Annotated in this window: 15 protein-coding genes and 1 riboswitch; of the genes, 1 reads left to right on the top strand and 14 read right to left on the bottom strand. The window is 31.3% G+C overall.

Annotation, left to right across the window (positions count from 1 at the left end; translation table 11 throughout):
- Nucleotides 1–310: 310 nt before the first annotated feature.
- The 5 genes from N4A57_RS09785 to N4A57_RS09765 form a co-directional block, all read right to left on the bottom strand.
- Nucleotides 311–1,963 carry a bifunctional diguanylate cyclase/phosphohydrolase gene (locus N4A57_RS09785; protein WP_293657812.1) on the bottom strand — a complete coding sequence of 551 codons (1,653 nt, stop codon included), beginning with the start codon at nt 1,961–1,963 and terminating at the stop codon, nt 311–313.
- A gap of 50 nt (nt 1,964–2,013) precedes the next feature.
- Nucleotides 2,014–2,151, bottom strand: a complete 138-nt coding sequence (locus N4A57_RS09780; protein ID WP_293657811.1) for an AgrD family cyclic lactone autoinducer peptide — start codon at nt 2,149–2,151, stop codon at nt 2,014–2,016.
- 15 nt (nt 2,152–2,166) lie between these two features.
- Nucleotides 2,167–2,781, bottom strand: a complete 615-nt coding sequence (locus N4A57_RS09775) for an accessory gene regulator ArgB-like protein (protein WP_293657810.1) — start codon at nt 2,779–2,781, stop codon at nt 2,167–2,169.
- Nucleotides 2,765–3,190, bottom strand: a complete 426-nt coding sequence (locus N4A57_RS09770; protein WP_293657809.1) for a hypothetical protein — start codon at nt 3,188–3,190, stop codon at nt 2,765–2,767. Before N4A57_RS09770 ends, N4A57_RS09775 begins: the two co-directional genes overlap by 17 nt.
- Before the next feature lie 230 nt (nt 3,191–3,420).
- Entirely contained in the window at nt 3,421–4,269 is an 849-nt protein-coding gene (locus N4A57_RS09765; RefSeq protein ID WP_293657808.1) for a patatin-like phospholipase family protein, read from the bottom strand.
- Between the two features lie 506 nt (nt 4,270–4,775).
- On the opposite strand from N4A57_RS09765, the gene N4A57_RS09760 reads away from it, so the two are divergent.
- The gene (locus tag N4A57_RS09760) at nt 4,776–5,657 is read left to right on the top strand and encodes a ComEC/Rec2 family competence protein (RefSeq protein ID WP_293657807.1); all 882 of its coding nucleotides are present in this window, start codon (nt 4,776–4,778) and stop codon (nt 5,655–5,657) included.
- Nucleotides 5,658–5,688: 31 nt separating this feature from the next.
- Here N4A57_RS09760 and purF read toward each other — a convergent pair whose 3' ends face one another.
- From purF to N4A57_RS09715, 9 genes are all read right to left on the bottom strand, one after another.
- Nucleotides 5,689–6,990: an amidophosphoribosyltransferase gene (gene purF, locus N4A57_RS09755; protein ID WP_293657806.1), complete on the bottom strand. Its 1,302-nt coding sequence runs from the start codon at nt 6,988–6,990 to the stop codon at nt 5,689–5,691.
- A gap of 2 nt (nt 6,991–6,992) precedes the next feature.
- On the bottom strand, nt 6,993–8,306 hold the full coding sequence (gene thiC / locus N4A57_RS09750) for a phosphomethylpyrimidine synthase ThiC (protein WP_293657805.1): 1,314 nt from the start codon (nt 8,304–8,306) through the stop codon (nt 6,993–6,995).
- A 411-nt stretch (nt 8,307–8,717) separates the two neighbouring features.
- Nucleotides 8,718–8,827: riboswitch (TPP riboswitch) on the bottom strand.
- Between the two features lie 85 nt (nt 8,828–8,912).
- Nucleotides 8,913–9,971, bottom strand: a complete 1,059-nt coding sequence (locus N4A57_RS09745; protein WP_293657804.1) for a DUF6765 family protein — start codon at nt 9,969–9,971, stop codon at nt 8,913–8,915.
- A gap of 354 nt (nt 9,972–10,325) precedes the next feature.
- Nucleotides 10,326–11,420 (bottom strand): GerAB/ArcD/ProY family transporter, encoded by a 1,095-nt coding sequence (locus N4A57_RS09740; protein ID WP_293657803.1) that lies wholly within the window; start codon nt 11,418–11,420, stop codon nt 10,326–10,328.
- A gap of 16 nt (nt 11,421–11,436) precedes the next feature.
- Nucleotides 11,437–12,567 carry a Ger(x)C family spore germination protein gene (locus N4A57_RS09735; protein WP_293657802.1) on the bottom strand — a complete coding sequence of 377 codons (1,131 nt, stop codon included), beginning with the start codon at nt 12,565–12,567 and terminating at the stop codon, nt 11,437–11,439.
- 6 nt (nt 12,568–12,573) lie between these two features.
- Nucleotides 12,574–12,789, bottom strand: coding sequence for a hypothetical protein (locus N4A57_RS09730; RefSeq protein ID WP_293657801.1), 216 nt, complete (start codon nt 12,787–12,789; stop codon nt 12,574–12,576).
- 1 nt (nt 12,790) lies between these two features.
- Nucleotides 12,791–13,933 carry a Ger(x)C family spore germination protein gene (locus N4A57_RS09725; protein ID WP_293657800.1) on the bottom strand — a complete coding sequence of 381 codons (1,143 nt, stop codon included), beginning with the start codon at nt 13,931–13,933 and terminating at the stop codon, nt 12,791–12,793.
- A 5-nt stretch (nt 13,934–13,938) separates the two neighbouring features.
- On the bottom strand, nt 13,939–15,417 hold the full coding sequence (locus N4A57_RS09720) for a spore germination protein (RefSeq protein ID WP_293657799.1): 1,479 nt from the start codon (nt 15,415–15,417) through the stop codon (nt 13,939–13,941).
- A gap of 270 nt (nt 15,418–15,687) precedes the next feature.
- On the bottom strand, nt 15,688–17,139 hold the full coding sequence (locus N4A57_RS09715) for a 4Fe-4S dicluster domain-containing protein (RefSeq protein WP_293657798.1): 1,452 nt from the start codon (nt 17,137–17,139) through the stop codon (nt 15,688–15,690).

Here is a 17,139-nt window from a genome sequence, read left to right as displayed (position 1 = left end):
TTTATACAGTAACTTGCCTACAAGGGAAAATATATTGAAAATCTTTGGAACCCTGGAACGTCACAACATCCTATGCTACCTCAACATGACTCATGAACCTACCTACCAATATTCACACTTTCACTTGTGACAAGGACTTGGGTGGAAAAGATTTTCAATATATTTTCCTGAAGTAGGCTCACATAAAGCAAGTTTGAAAATGATAAATCTATAATCCCATTTTCAAATTGATTTTATTTTAATATTAATTATACCATGTATAGAAAATAAAAAGAATATGAATAATGTATAATTTACCACTTCATATCCTTTATAATTTCTCTTTTATTATTTTTATGAATTCATCAGTAATATGTGGATCAAATTGGATTCCCTTATTCTTTAAAAGTTCTTCAATGGCCGCTTCAGAGCTCTTGCCCATTTTATAAGGCCTATTAGAAGTCATTGCATCAAAACTATCTACCACCGTCAAAATCCTTGATAAATAGGGAATATTCTCGCCTGAAATACCACTAGGATATCCTCCACCATCATATCTTTCATGATGGTGTAATATAAGAGGCACTATATCCTTTAAACTTTCTACAGGCTTTATAATATCCACCCCATAATTGGGATGCATTTTCATATTAGCCCATTCTTCATTTGTAAATTTAGTCTTTTTATTTAAAAGGGCCTTAGATAGGTTTATCTTTCCTATATCATGTAAATATGCTCCATATTTTAGTTTTTTAGTATCCCATTCATTTAGTCCTAACCTATGGCCTAATATATCACAATACATTACTACTCTCTCTGTATGAGCATAAGTATACCTATCCTTAGCATTTATAACACTTATTAAAGTTTTTATAGAACTTATTATATCTATGTGTTTATCTTCAATTTCATTCTTTAATTCCTCTAAAATAGATACATAGGATTCTACCCTATTTTTATGAAAAAACTTAGCCCTATATAGGGCATCATCAGCACTATTTATAAGTTCGCTTTTTCCTATAGATTTCTCTGGATATGATGATACCCCCACTGATATGGTTAATCTCCCATATGTAAGGGCTTCCTCTCCATAAAAATTATTTTTTTCCACTGCCAACCTTATATTTTCACCAATAACAACAGCCTCATTTAAATTCTTTCCTGGTATGACTATGGCAAACTCTTCTCCTCCATATCTAGCTACCATGGCCTTATCTCCAGCTTGCCTTTTTAATATGCGGCCTATTTGTCTTAGTACATGATCTCCCGCTGTATGTCCATAGCAATCATTATAGTTTTTAAAATAATCTATATCAAGTAGTAGTAGTGATACTACATTTTTTTCTTCTTCAGCTCTTTTTATTACCCTATGAAGATATTCTTGAAAATATCTATGATTATAAAGATCAGTCAGTTCATCCTTAACTGCTAACTCCATAATACTATCCCTATACTCATTCTCAAGTTCTATATAATGGCCCAATAGCCAAGCTGTTAATATGAATATACCGGATACTATTAAATCACTCTCAAAGTATGAATTTATGCCCCTGTATCCTGCTTCTATTAAATCTATTCCTAATATTATAATTGAACAAATCCCCGCCATATTCAAACCAATTTTTTTACCATGTTGTATAGATGATACTATGATTAAGAATATGAAAATTGGCTTGTATAAGCTTAAATATCCTCCAGTTATATTGATTAGTATTGTTAAAAAAAACAGCATTAGGATTGTCTCTATTATATGTATAATTTTCCCTTCATGTCCATTTGTAGAAAGTCTATAGGCTGTTACTAATATAATCATCAATATTAGTATTAGCATCAACACATTATATTGTAACTTTTGTACCAAACTTATGCCTAAGTTAAAATCAAGACCTACAAATAAAATAATAGCCCCCTGTAATATGGTCAGTACCTTTACTATAGAAACAATTTCATGTATTTTAATTTCTCTTTCCCTTGTTGTATTCATATTTTACTCCTACTTATAATAAAATATAAGAGATTTTCATCTCTTATATTTTATTCATCTCTTAAACATTTAGGTTCCTCTGGCTGATAACTTCCCCATGCGCACGCAGACGCAGCTGTAGCATTTGCTAATAACGCAAATACACCAGATCCTAATACAACAGCTAGTTTAAATAATTTGTTTTTCATTTGTACACTCTCCTTTTAATTTATTATATTAGATAATATATTATCTAATTTTGACAAAGTAACATTTCCCAATTTAGTTAGGGTAAATATTTGATAAAATATTCCCATAGCAATTGCCATAGATACATTATCTTTAATAAATAGCATGGTGATTATGAGATATATACTTAAAAGTACAAGAGATTTGTTTCTCAATTTTTTTCTCTTTATATCATTCTTTATTCTTTTAGATTCTGTATCTACAGGTACATATTTAAATATTACATAGTATCCATATAGGAATATCCCTCCTATTAAATATAGACTTATATGATTACTTAAATAAATATATTTTACTCCTAATGCCATTACCCCAAATATAAAATTTCCAATTACCACACATCTATTCAAAGAGGTAGCATGGACCCCTCCAGAATACCTTCTTAAAATTGATGCTGTAAATGATATTATTAAAATTTCTTTTAAGGTTCCACAGACTAACCCTATTATTATGGATACTAATATTGAATATAGAATCTGCATTGACACAAAGACACCATATTTTATTACTTCCCGCTGATCATTGTCATGATTAAGTTCATTTTCAATTTTTTCAGAAATATGATTTGATAATTTATGTATTAAATCCATTTTTTCTTCTTTCCCTTATAAATTTTATTAAAAATAACATTATAGCAATTGTAACTAATGGCCCCATACTATATAATGAACTGACCACACCCCCATTTAGTAATTGTTCTATACTTAATTTAAATAGATTCGTATATAATCCTAGAGCTATCCAATCACATATAGATAATATTAAAAACAAAATAATTCCATTAGATATTATATTTATAATATTTATATTGCTTATTTGACTTACCATATATATTAGTCCTGTTAAAGATAATACACTGTGTACCCCAAAGCTTATTGGCAATAATCTAATAACATTTACAATTATTCCATGTATAATACCAACATATATTGCTTTTTTATCTAATTTTTTACTAGACAATATATATATTCCACCTACTAGCAATATACTCTCTATCATTTGCCTTATGATTAATATTGTCTTAGCCCCACCTATCAAATTATATCTCAACTCCTAAATAGTCATATGACACCAACATTTTCTATATTTTTCCTTTTTTCTTATTTTACCATATTTATGCAATACATTTAAACCCCCATTCCTTCGATAAAAAAAGACATGCTTTTTCATGTCTTTACATTTATATACATTTTAATCTAATTTTCTGAAAGATATGACTTTATTTTACTTTAATTTATAAACTCAATTAAATTATCCATATTTTCCTTTGCCATTTCATATCCCAGTTTATAAATGCCATCTATTTTTTCCTTATTTCTCTCTATTCTTCCAACTTGTAAATGTTCTCTCGGTCGAATAACAAAGGCCTTTCCTTCTTCTTCTAATTGCCTTATATATTCTAAAGTTTCATTATAGACCCCATGTGCTTTTAGGAGGGTATTTATTAGATTAGGGTATTGTCTATACTTATATTCTATTAATCTTCCTAGCTTCAAAGGTTTTTTCATATATGACAAGGGTCTTGTTAAAACTAATACTACTTTATTATTCCCATCCTCTATGGCCTTTTTCACTGGAATTGCATCAGCAATAGCTCCATCTAAATATTTTTTACCATTCATATCCACCATATTGGATATGAGAGGTAGACTGCTAGATGCTTTACATACCTCATACATATCTTCTGAATCACCCTTTCTAAAATATATGGCCTGTCCTGTATTACAATCTGTGGCTACGGCTATAAACTCTTTTTTCGAATTCATAAATGTATCCATATCAAAGGGTAATATATTTTTAGGTAAATCTCCAAATATGAAATCCATACCAAATAACTCTCCCTTAGTTATTAAGTTACTATAGCTAAAATACCTTTTGTCCCTTAAAAACTCCGTATTTACCCTGTAATTCCTTCCCCTTTGTTCTGATACATAGGTAGATCCATTACATGCTCCCATGGAAACTCCTATCACATAGGGAATATGTATATTGTTATCTAAAAAATAATCTAGTACGCCAGAAGTAAAATTCCCCCTAAGTCCCCCACCTTCTAATACTAATGCCACCTTATTTTCCATATGTTCCTCCTTTATGACTATAATTATATTAGTAATTATGGCCTTATTTTCATAATCCTATAATTTATTAATCCTATATGCCTTAATAGACAAAATGTGATAAAATTTTATTTAGGCATATGAAAAAAATAAACTAGTCAATTTCCTGAGGAATTTGGATTATTTTCAAGGCATGGTGAGCGAGCATATTGAACATATGTAAGCGATTCCATAACGAAGAAAATAATTCAAATAACCAGTGAAATAACTAATTTATTTTTTGAATATGCCTTAGACTTACATAAATCCAATATTAAAGGAGTAGTTATATGGATATTTTATTTTCTTTTATGGCTTTTTTATTCTTATCACTTTTTATCCTAGGCTTATTAGAACCCAAGTATGTTATTTGGACTAAAAACAAAAAACGGCTTAAAGTTCTCAAGTATTATGGTTCTTTATTTTTAATATTTTTTCTAACATCCACATATATTTTCCCTTTAGGTGGAGAAATTCAAAAAATTCCTGTGAAGGATTTTAATGTCTCTTCCCTTCTATTATCCTTAAAGGATAAAATCAAAAAAGATACTCCCGTCTTATCAGAAGATGTTCATGTATCTGAGGATTATAGTGGAAAACTGAGAGTTCATTTTATAGATGTGGGGCAAGCAGATTCCATATTGATTGAAAATAATGGGGAGACTATGCTAATTGATGCTGGTAATAATTCTGATTCCAAATTATTGTTAAGTTATCTTAGAAAAAATAATATTAAAAAATTAAATTATGTGGTAGGTACCCATCCACACGAAGATCATATAGGTTCCCTAGATACGGTAATAAATAACTTTAAAATTGGAAATGTACTATTACCCAACATAATTCATACCACAAAGACCTATAGGGATGTAATAAGCGCTATAAAAAACAAGAATATTAAAGTAACAAAACCTAAGATTGGAAATACTTTTAAAGTTGGTGATTCCACCTGTGTTATACTGGCTCCAAGGGATAAAAAGTATCACAATCTTAATGATTATTCCATAGTAATTAAAGTTATATTTGGAAATACTTCCTATATATTCACAGGAGACTCTGAAAAGGACTCTGAGGAAGAAATGGTTAGAAATAGAATTAGTTTAAAGTCTAATGTATTAAAGGTAGGTCACCATGGAAGCAGGTCTTCTACTAGTGATGCCTTCTTAAATGAAGTATCTCCTCAATATGCTGTCATATCCTGTGGAAGAAAAAATGACTATAAGCATCCCCATAGGGAAACAGTAGAAAAACTTAGATTAAAGGGAATACCCCTTTATAGGACAGATGAATCTGGTACAATAATTAGTACTTCTGATGGCAATAGTATTGAGTTTAACGTATCTCCAGGTTCATATAATTATCCAAAATAATAAGGATAGATGGCAATGCCATCTATCCTTATTATTTATTAGTAAAACATAACGTACAAATATTTTTCCCTAATATGCTTATTAAATCCTCTGTACTTATATATTTTAGTGTATCTGCACCTATCTCTTCCCTTATTTCTTCTATCTGTTTAAAATGACCTATTATGTTTTCATTTTTCATATTTATTCCCAAGTCACATTTACATCTTATAATGGGCGAAGCTACCCTATAGTGAATCCTATTAGCACCTGCTTTTTTTAACTTTTTTATCAATTCCTTACTGGTAGTTCCCCTTACTAGGGAATCATCCACTACTATCAGGTCCTTTTCTCTTATTCTATCCTTCAATATGAAAAATTTATCATTCACTTTATTCTTCCTATTATTTGGACATATGAAGGTTCTTCCTACATACTTATTTCTAAGGATTCCTGGTTCATATTTAAGATTAGATTCATAGGCATAACCTAGGGCTGGTAAAGTCCCCGTATCTGGCACTCCCATAACCATATGGTCATTACTAAAATCTTCTTTTCCTAGAATTTTTCCTAATTGGGTTCTTATTTCACCTACTGAAATTCCATCTATTTTAGAGTCTTCCCTAGCAAAGTATATATACTCAAATGCACAAGTATTGATACTTTTACTTCCCCTTCTTATTACAGAAACTCCATTTTCGTCTATTTTTATTACCTCTCCTGCCATTAGATCCCTAATAAATGATCCACCCATAGCTTCTATGGCACAACTTTCTGATGCTACTATGTAGCCATCTTCTATCTTACCTAGGCATACGGGACGAATTCCTAAGGGATCCCTCATGGCTATTAACTCATCATCCTTCATAATAACTACTCCATATGAGCCCCTTATCCTATTATAAATTCCCTTTATGCCTTCTTCTTCGAATACTTTTAATATTACTTCCGAATCCGTATCTGTACTAAATTTTATTCCCTTTTTCATGAGATTTTCTTTTATATGATCTCCATTTGTAAGGGTTCCATTATGGGCTAGGCTAATATTGTTACTAAACAGAGGTTGTGTATTTTTAATATTACTCTCCCCCCAGGTAGAATATCTTACATGGCCTATTAATAGATTAGTATTAATCTTTAATCCTTCAAATAGGTTATCTACTAGTCCCATCTTTTTAATATTTTTAATTTCATTATTATCTCTATAGGATATGCCACAGCTTTCTTGACCCCTATGTTGAAGGGCCAATAAACCTGAATATACTTGTGTCTCTACATTTTCTTTCTTGCCTAGAAACACTCCTAATATGCCACATTCTTCTTTGAATTTATCATTAAATTCATCTATTGTCATGGTTAATCATCATCTCTTAATATGTTTATATCTTTCCCAGCCATTACCTTGTTCATATTTCTCATGGAACACATTTTTCCACACATGGTACAGCTATCCTCATTATGTGGCATAGATTCTTCCCTATATTTCCTTGCTTTTTCTGGATCCATACTCAATTGAAACATTTTTTCCCAATCTAAGTTTTGTCTAGCCTCACTCATGTCAAAATCCCATTTCCTTGCTCCAGGTATATTTTTAGCAATATCCCCTGCATGGGCTGCTATTTTAGATGCTATGATACCTTCTTTCATGTCCTCTAAGGTTGGCAATCTCAAATGCTCTGCTGGAGTTACATAACATAAAAAATCTGCTCCTGAGCTAGCTGCAATGGCTCCTCCTATGGCACTTGTTATATGATCATATCCTGGAGCCACATCTGTAACTATAGGCCCTAATACATAAAATGGAGCTCCATGGCACAATCTTTTTTCTAATACCATATTTGCCTCTATTTCATTTATTGCCATATGACCTGGTCCCTCTATCATAACTTGTACATCCCTTTTCCAGGCCCTTTTAGTAAGTTCTCCTAATGTTATTAATTCTTTAATTTGACTTGCATCAGTAGAATCATTTATACTTCCTGGTCTTAACGCATCACCTAAACTTAAAGTAACATCGTACTCTCTACATATTTCTAAAAGTTCATCATAGTATTCATAAAAAGGATTTTCCATATTATTTAATTCCATCCATGCATATGTTAATGATCCGCCCCTAGATACTATATGGTTTAATCTTTCATTTCTTTTAAATGTATTTACAGTTTCTCTATTAAGCCCTGCATGGATAGTAACAAAATCCACTCCATCCTTTGCATGTTTTCTTACCACATCTAAAAACTCTTCTGCCTTTATATCCTTAAGTTCCTTATCATAAAAACCTACTGCATCATACATTGGTACAGTCCCTATCATTGCTGGAGAAATTTCTACTATTTTTTTTCTAAATTCCTCTGTTTTTCCAAAGGAACTTAAATCCATTATGCCTTCTGCTTTCATATCTATGGCCATTTTTACCTTTTCAATTTCCTTATCTATACTAGGACAGTCCTTTGATATTCCTAAATTAACATTTATCTTAGTTCTAAGGCCACTTCCAATTCCTTCTGGACTGATACTTTTATGATTCTTATTAGCTGGTATTACTACTAATCCCTTTGCCACTAAATCTCTTAATTTATTTACATCCATCTTTTCCTTTTCCGATACTATTTCCATTTCCTTTGTTACTATTCCAGCTTTAGCAGCTTCCATTTGAGTATTATATTTCATAATTGTCCCCCTTATAATTTATTAAATAATTAAAGTTCAAAGAGTAGGCCCATAACTCACTCTCACATATGTATGATTTTGGAATAATTAACTAACTATAGATTTATAGATTTCTTGATTTTAAATTTATTTTATTACAGTAGCTTGCCTACAAGGGTAAATATATTGAAAATTTTTGGAACCCTGGAACGTCACAACATCCTATGCTACTCCAACATGAGTCATGAACCTATCTACGGAGATTCATACTTTCGCTTGTGACAAGGACTTGGGTGGAAAAGATTTTCAATATATTTTCCTGAAATAGGCACACATAAAGCAAGTTTATAATCAATAAATCTATAGCCATATCTATATAAAAAAAATAGACTCGTAACGAGTCTATTTTATATGAATTATACACAATTATTCCATACTAAATATAAACATCCCTACGTTGGCATTATCCAAAATCAGGTTATGAGGGTCAGAAATAACATTTCTCTCTCAGGCTATCCTTATAGCCTCCCCTTGTCTTAATATTATTTTTTACAATCTAAGTATACTTTTTTTATCTATCCTTGTAAAGTCTATAGATTATAAAATTGTATAACTTTTATATAAATGTTACCAGTTTTTTAAATCTAAATAGGAAAAGTTTTTCTTACTCAATATATTAAAAGCCACCTTTTGGTGAGTTTTAACTGCTTCTTGGAATTTATACCAATGACTTTTAGTATAGTTCTTGGAATTTTTCCAAGTATATATATCCGTTAAAGGGTCATATCTATTTAATCCTACACTAACTCCATTTATAGCTATTACCCCCCTATCTCTAATTCCTAAAATTTCTTCATTTACTACTTGGTCAAACCATTTATCCCTTTGGTAATCTTCTAAGACTCCTCCCCCGTATTCTTTTTTCCTTGCCAATTCCTTATATCTTTTTATCCTATTATCCTTTTCTTCATTTCCCTGATCCATTTTCCCTATGGCATTATTTAAATCTTCTAATAATTTTTTAGATTCCCAATGTACATGTTGTGAAGTTTCATTTGGATTTAATGACAAATAAAGTTTCCTAAATATTTCCCGTGCTGCTTCTAAAAATCGTTCCCTATTATTTACTTTAATATATTTTCCCACTAATCTACTATCTTTCCAAATAAGGGCTGGCCAATCAGGATAGTAATAGGCAGAAGCATGGCCTATATATGGTATAATCTTTTCTACACCTCCATCAACACTATTAAATGTATCATAATATCCTGTAAAATTTTGATGGGCCCAAGTATCCGCAAAGGAATGGAGTGCTATTCCAATTCTATATAGATTTTTACTATAAATTGCCATATCAAATATACTATTAACATTTGTACTATTTGGTGTAGTATTTAACATATGTAATTTCCCATCTTTCCTCCTAGCAGATAGGGCTAATGGGTCCCCTGGGATGAAATGAAACAAGGGGTATATTCTAAATAGTTTTTTCTTAGGCTTAATTATATTCATAGTTTGGCTAATATGATTTGTATATTCTTCTGGTGTCCCTTTACTTATGGTAAAAATCATATCATTGTCATCCACATATTGAGAAGAAATAGCCATTATTTTAGCTGACTCTGGTCTAAAACCTGCTCTAGTAGCTATTAAATAAATCATATAATAATGAAACTCTATATTCATAAAAAACCCCCACTCATATAATTTATACATTATATGAATAGGGGTAACACATAATACCTTAACTTTTTTCCCTACTATACATTATTGGTTATTTATAGATTTATCAACACTAAGCTTTCTTCATACAGTAACTTGCCTACAAGGGAAACGATTGAAAATCTTTGGAACCCTGGAACGTCACAACATCCTATACTACTCCAACATGACACGTGAACCTATATACGAAGATTCACACTTTCGCTTGTGACAAGGACTTGGGTGGAAAAGATTTTCAATCGTTTCCTGAAATAGGCTCACATAAAGCAAGTTTATACACCAGAAATCTATAATCATATATTAAAATTACTATTCCATTTAATTTCCTACCTTGCCCCTTTTGTTTTTATTAATATATACTCCTAAAAATACTATCAGAGGTAAAAATACTTCAAAGACTATAGCATAATAGGGATATATATTAATACCCCAACTTACAAATCCCATGGCTGAAGGAAAAATCCTGTAGCCAATACCTACTATTAACAGACCTACAGGTGAAACTATGTAATTGTATTTTTCCATATTCAATAGGGTTGATATACCCTTGCACGTGAAATAGAGGCAAACAGATATTTTTATAAATGAAGATACACTGGTGGCTAAAATAGTAACAATTTCCATTCTCTCTATAAACTCTCCCACACTGGCTTGACTAGCAACCACATAAACGGGGAAATATGTATTTGAGTATATATTATGGCCAACTACTAATATTTCAGAAACTGTAACTCCCACTAAAGTTATACCACCTATTAATATACCTATAGCATAGCTTTTATACATATTTTTCTTGTCTTTAATTTCTTCTATTAAGGCTATTGCCACAAAAGTTTCTCCAAAGGGAAAAGTAAAGGTACTTAATGTTCCTTTCATAAAATTTGAAAGGCCACAATGTAATAGGGGCATTATATTTAAATAATCCATCTTAGGTATTAATAATAATACGGTAAATACGGGTATGGGGGACGTTAAAAAAACTATAATTACTGCACTTTTCCCTATTACAACAGGTCCCTTTTTCACTAACCATATGGAAAGAATCATCATTCCCATGAAAAAAATAACTAATGGTGTGTTATTTAAAGTAGTTGATGTGGGAAACTCTCCAAAATCATAGAGAGTCAGAGCACACAAATGTATCCCAAACCATATGAAAAGTATATTTATTATGGTGCCAATGAACTTTCCAAAAACTATCTCTATCACTTTGAAAAAATTTTTATTATCATATTTACTTACTATATAAGAATAAATCTTTGCCATGCCTATGGATAATACCATTCCCGTAAATATAACTATCCATATGTCCTCATGTGCCTGAGTTCCCAAGGGAAGTACAAATCCTGATGACAATATGAACAATATTATTATACAGCTAACTTCTACTTCATTTATTTTATTATTATCCATAAAATAGCACTCCACTCTAATTATTAACCTTAATAGGACTATTTTTCTTTTCACTTCCCTTTATTAATACATTAACATTTATATTAAATTTTACTTCCCTAAATATTCTATCCCAATCCCCTCTTACTTTAGCCCATAACTTAGGTTGTTGAGCTTTCACATGCCTAGAGAAATCAAATATGTCTACTCCAAATTCATTTTGAACCTTTTTTATTAAATCTTCCATGTCCTTCTTTTTCTTTTCTTCTAATTTCTTCTCAAGAATGTCCCTCTTTTCCTTTATGTAATCCACATCTCCACCTAGCTCAATAATATTTGCCTGAGTATCCACATCTATATAAATATTTATTTCATTATCTACTAATTTTACTTTAATTTTAGTTTTGCTGTCTAAAATAGACAAGCCCACTGGAATTTCACCCTCATAATATTCATATCCCCTTTTAACATTATCTTCTATAATGAGTAAGATATTAGATTCTTCATCAGTGAACCACCCTAATAGTTTGTCCTTTTTAAATAGGGCTAGTCCCGTTACTACCACATGTTCTGTACCATTATTTTTTTCTATCTTCACCCCTGGTAATGATGGATTTTGATTAGGTTCATATAGCCTTTGTATAAACTCGTCCATAGGAACAGCATGTAACCCTACTAGACTATTTTCACTTTCCATCCGAAGAATTCTCGCTATTCTAAAGGACGATATTGGCATATATTCATTCTCTTCTATCTGCAATATATCTCCTGCACTCTTTCCCTTTGAAATGAGTATCCACATATCATTTCTCATTTCACCATCCCTATATATATAATCTAAAATATGCAAAATTTCATCTTTTGCCAATTCCTCACTGAATATGAAAATCTTTGCATGGGACCAATAAAATTTTATACCAGACTTACTTACCATATTTCTTACTGAATCAAAGGGAGAATCTCCTTGTGTAGTAAATATTTCACCTCTATTTTCCTCCCCTTCTTCAGTCATGGGATCTATGGCTTCCAGGGTTAATATATATTTCTGGGTATTAGGATTATAGTCTATGGCAGCACCAGCTATAAGTCTCCTATCATTTATTTCCCTATAGTTCCAACAACCACATAGCATTATGGGAATAAATAGAATTACTATGTATTTTTTCACCACAAATCATCCCTGCTTTCCAATGACAGCTTCTACCATTTTTTGTATAGGTATGGCTGGTGATGGCACCTTCACCCCAATTGAAATTAGTACGCTCAATACTAAAGCTAATGTATATAGTACTAAATACACAGTTAAATCCTTTTTCTTTTTTTTCTTAACTAGGGGAGTAATCTCTATTGCACCTATAATTACATATACTAATATGATAAAAAAAAGCATACTATCTCACCACCTTTATTGGTCCTGACCTTAAAGCACTTCCCTGAATAACCACATGTGAACTTATTTTTACCTCCATATTACTAAATACTTCATTCCAATTATTTTCTAATTCTTTCCACACCTTAGGATATTCTTTCTTAAATTCATAGGAAAATCCAAGATTATCACTTTTATATTCATCTTGAAATAACTCAATTACTTTCTCACAATTAGTCACGATTTCTTCTTGAGCCTTCTTTTTTATTTTATTTTGAACTTCTTCCTTATCTATAAGTATTTCTTTATTTATGTTAGCTATATCTACTACTGTTTTAATATGTATATCCATAGATAATCTTTTATCTTCGTAATTTGCCTTTAACTTTGTATCACTACTATATATCTCTAATGTAGCCTTTTGATCTTTTTCCTCTAAATCCACATTTAAAAGTCCACCATCTAATTTATTTAATATAAACAATAAATATTTAGTTTCTTCCCCATCTAATTTTCCAATATATTTCATATCTTTAAATATGGCCGTCCCCCTAACGCTTATTTCCTTCCCCTTATTCCCCTCTTCTAATTTAATCAAAGGTAGAATAGGGGATGTGCCCTTTGTAGCCAATTTATCTACAAAGTCATATAATTCAACCCCTTTGTACTTTGCTATTTCCTTTTCGTTTTTAAATGTATCCTCTATTTGAAAACTCAATATGTTTTGGAGGACCTTTTCACTACTTAATATTTCAAAGGGGCTATTTTCTTCAGCCATTACTAACCATATATTATCTCTAAAATCACTACTTCTTTTCATATAATCTACACATGACATGAATTTTTCTTTATTTCCTATTAATTTAGGCCCTAATAGTGCCATTTTAGTATGACCCCAAAATATCTCTCTTCCCGTTATCTTAACTAAATTCCTTATGGCTTCAGTCATATTCTTACCCTTAGATTTTATTATTTGTGATCTAATAATAGTTCCACCCTGTTGTCTAACGGGTTTGGCAATTTCAGTTGTGAGTATAACCTCCTCACTATTTTCATCATAATCTAGACCTATACCCATTACGATGGATACATCATCAATTTCAATGTAGTTCCAACACCCTGTTAATAGGGTAGATATTATAATTAATATGATTATTTTTTTCATCTAAATCACCTTTTTTTATGTGATTTTTTTCTTTGTCTAACTCTATTTTTCTTACCTATTAACTTAGGTCTTAGTGTCATATACCACCAGGGGGCCCTTATGGCCGTATCCTTTACATCTTGAAACTTTAATTCTCCAATATCTAACATGTAAGGTATTCCAAAGGATTTCATTGATACTAAATGTATTATGAGTCCCATAACTCCAAATATGTATCCATATAGTCCTAAAAAAGAAGCTAATATTAAAAATATTAATCTTACCACATTAAGGGGACCTATCATATTAGGTAATAAGAAGTTAGTTATTCCCGTTAGAGCCGTTATTATTACAATGGGAGCACTAACAAATTTTGCATCTACTGCAGCTTGGCCTAATATGATGGCTCCAACAAAACTTATGGTAGAACCTATAGGTGCAGGCAATCTAATTCCACCCTCTCTTAATAACTCAAAAGCCAATAGAAGAAGTAGGGCCTCCACAATAGTGGGAAAGGGAACACCATCCCTAGCTGCTGATATACTAAGTATTAAAGGAGTTGGAACCATCTCCTGATGAAAGGTTACTAAGGCCACATAAATGGCTGGTACACTGGTGGATAAGAAAAATCCTAAAAGCCTTAGCATCCTATTAAAGGATGAATATATATACCCATTATAATAATCTTCATTAGTTTGAAAATATTCTATAAACACATAGGGCATTGAAAGCACATAGGGAGCACCATCCACAAATATGGCAATCCTTCCTTCTAATAATTTCCCTGCTATGGTATCAGGTCTTTCACTACCACCTATAGTAGCAAAGGGAGATAGGGGTTCATCCCTTATTAATTCTTCTATATACCCACCTTCTAATATTCCGTCTATGTCTATAGTATCTAATCTTTTTTCTACTTCTTTTACTATGTTCATTTCAGCTATATTTTCTATATAACTGATGCATACCCTAGTTCGAGTTTCTTTGCCCACTTCTCTAAATTTAAATCTCAAATTTGGACTTTTTATCTTCCTCCTAAGAAGTGCTATATTAGTCATTATGGCTTCATTAAAGGACTCCCTAGGGCCTCTTACTACCTGTTCTGATATGGGCTCCGTTATACTTCTTTCTTCCCATCCTTGTGCTGGTATTACTATGCCTTCATTTTCTCCATCAATTAGAAATACAACAAATCCATAAAGTATATCACCAATCATTTCATTTACCTTGTTTTTCACATTAACATCATGGCTAATTATTACGTTATCTATTAAATATGAAATTAAATCAGTTTCTGGTAATTTATTATGCCATAAAATAGGTCTTAATAAGGTTGAGTATATGGTTTCTCCATCAATCATATCTCCTGCATATATTAAACAACAATCTATTTCATTTTTATATTTAAATTTTCTATATTTTATAGTAGCTTCCTTATTAAAACTCTTATCAAATATTTCTATATTCTCTTTTAATGACAATGATAGTATTTTATCTTTATCCATAGTCTAACTCCTTAACCTATTATTACAAATATTAGTATTTACTTTTAAGTATATGACTATACAAAAAAAAGAGTATACTTTAGGCATATTCAAAAAATAAATTAGTCATTTCACTGGTTATTTGAATTATTTTCTTCGTTATGGCTCCCTTACATATGTTCAATATGCTCGCTCACCATGCCTTGAAAATAATCCAAATCCCTCAGGAAATTGACTAGTTTATTTTTTTCATATGCCTTAAATAAAGTCTACTCTTTTGATCTACTATTTTTACCTATGCATATGTAAATCACATTTTTTACTTTCGTCCACAATATAATCTCCATTAATATTTTTCGATTCTTTCGCATAGTCATTTACTTTTTTAGTATTTTGTTTTCTTCTAATTAAATTAACGGGCCCACCAATACAACCATCAACACAAGCCATACCTTCTATGAAATTTCCGTTTAAACGTCCCACCTTCAACATTTTAAATGCCTTATCACATTCTTTTAACCCATTACAAGTAACCGGTTTGAAGTCCACATCTATCTTTTCCTTGTTTATTACATTTTTTATTGCTTCTGTTACTCCTGCACTTCTTGCAAACATCTTACCATTAGGTGTTGCCTTACTGTTAAAGTCACCTTCACAATCTTCAATTTTAATATCTTTAGCAACCAACATGGCATACAATTCTTCAAAGGTCATTACAAAATCTGTAGCACCTTTTACATCTTCTCTCATGGCTTCTGCTTTTTTTGCAATGCAAGGTCCTATAAATACAACCTTTGCCTTTTCGTCCTTTTCCTTTATAAGTCTACTTATGGCTATCATAGGTGATACGGTTGAAGATATATTATCCTTAAATTGTGGATATGTTATTTCCGCATATTTTACAAAGGCTGGACAACAGGATGTGGTCATTACCCCATCATCCTTTGATTTTTCTAAAAATTCCTCTGTTTCATAATGGGCTACTAAATCGGCACCCTCTGCTGCTTCTATCACGTCATAAAACCCTAATTCTTTTATGGCTTCTACCACCTTAGAAAAATCCGTATCAAATTGACTTACTATGGCTGGAGCTACTACAGCATATGTTTTATATTTAGTATTTTCCTTTGAATGCTTTATAATATCTAATATATCTGGTATGAAGGATTTATCCATTATGGCCCCAAATGGACATTGTACTATACATATACCACATTGTACACATAAATCATCATTAATTACAACAGTCTTATCTTCATCTAAGGTTAAAGCTCCCGTAGGACAAGAACCTCTACAAGGTCTCATTACATCTGATACGGCATTATACTGACAAGCATCCCTACATTTACCACATTCTATACAAATATTTTGATTAATATAGGCCCTTTGTCCCACATGATATATGGCTCCTACAGGACATGCTTCTGAACACCTATGGGCTAGACATCCCCTACAAGCTTCTGTTATTGTAAATCTGTTTATAGGGCAAGCATCACAGGCTATATCTAGGACCTCAATAATATTTTTATTATTGCTTTTTCCTCCCATAGCAGCCCTTACCCTTTGTTTCATTATGGCCCTTTCCTTATATATACAGCATCTAGTTCTAGGCTTTGGTCCCTTTATTATTCTCTTTGGTATTTTCTTATAATCTTGTAATAATCTATTTTCCATAGCTGATTTTGCCACTTCTTTTAATACTTCAAACTTTATCAATTGTACATTACTTTGAAATTTAATCAT

This window comes from Anaeromicrobium sp. (assembly GCF_025210435.1).
GTDB lineage: Bacteria > Bacillota > Clostridia > Peptostreptococcales > Thermotaleaceae > Anaeromicrobium.
The sequence above is the reverse complement of the archived record's forward strand: the minus strand, read 5'-3'. Positions and strand labels throughout refer to the sequence as shown.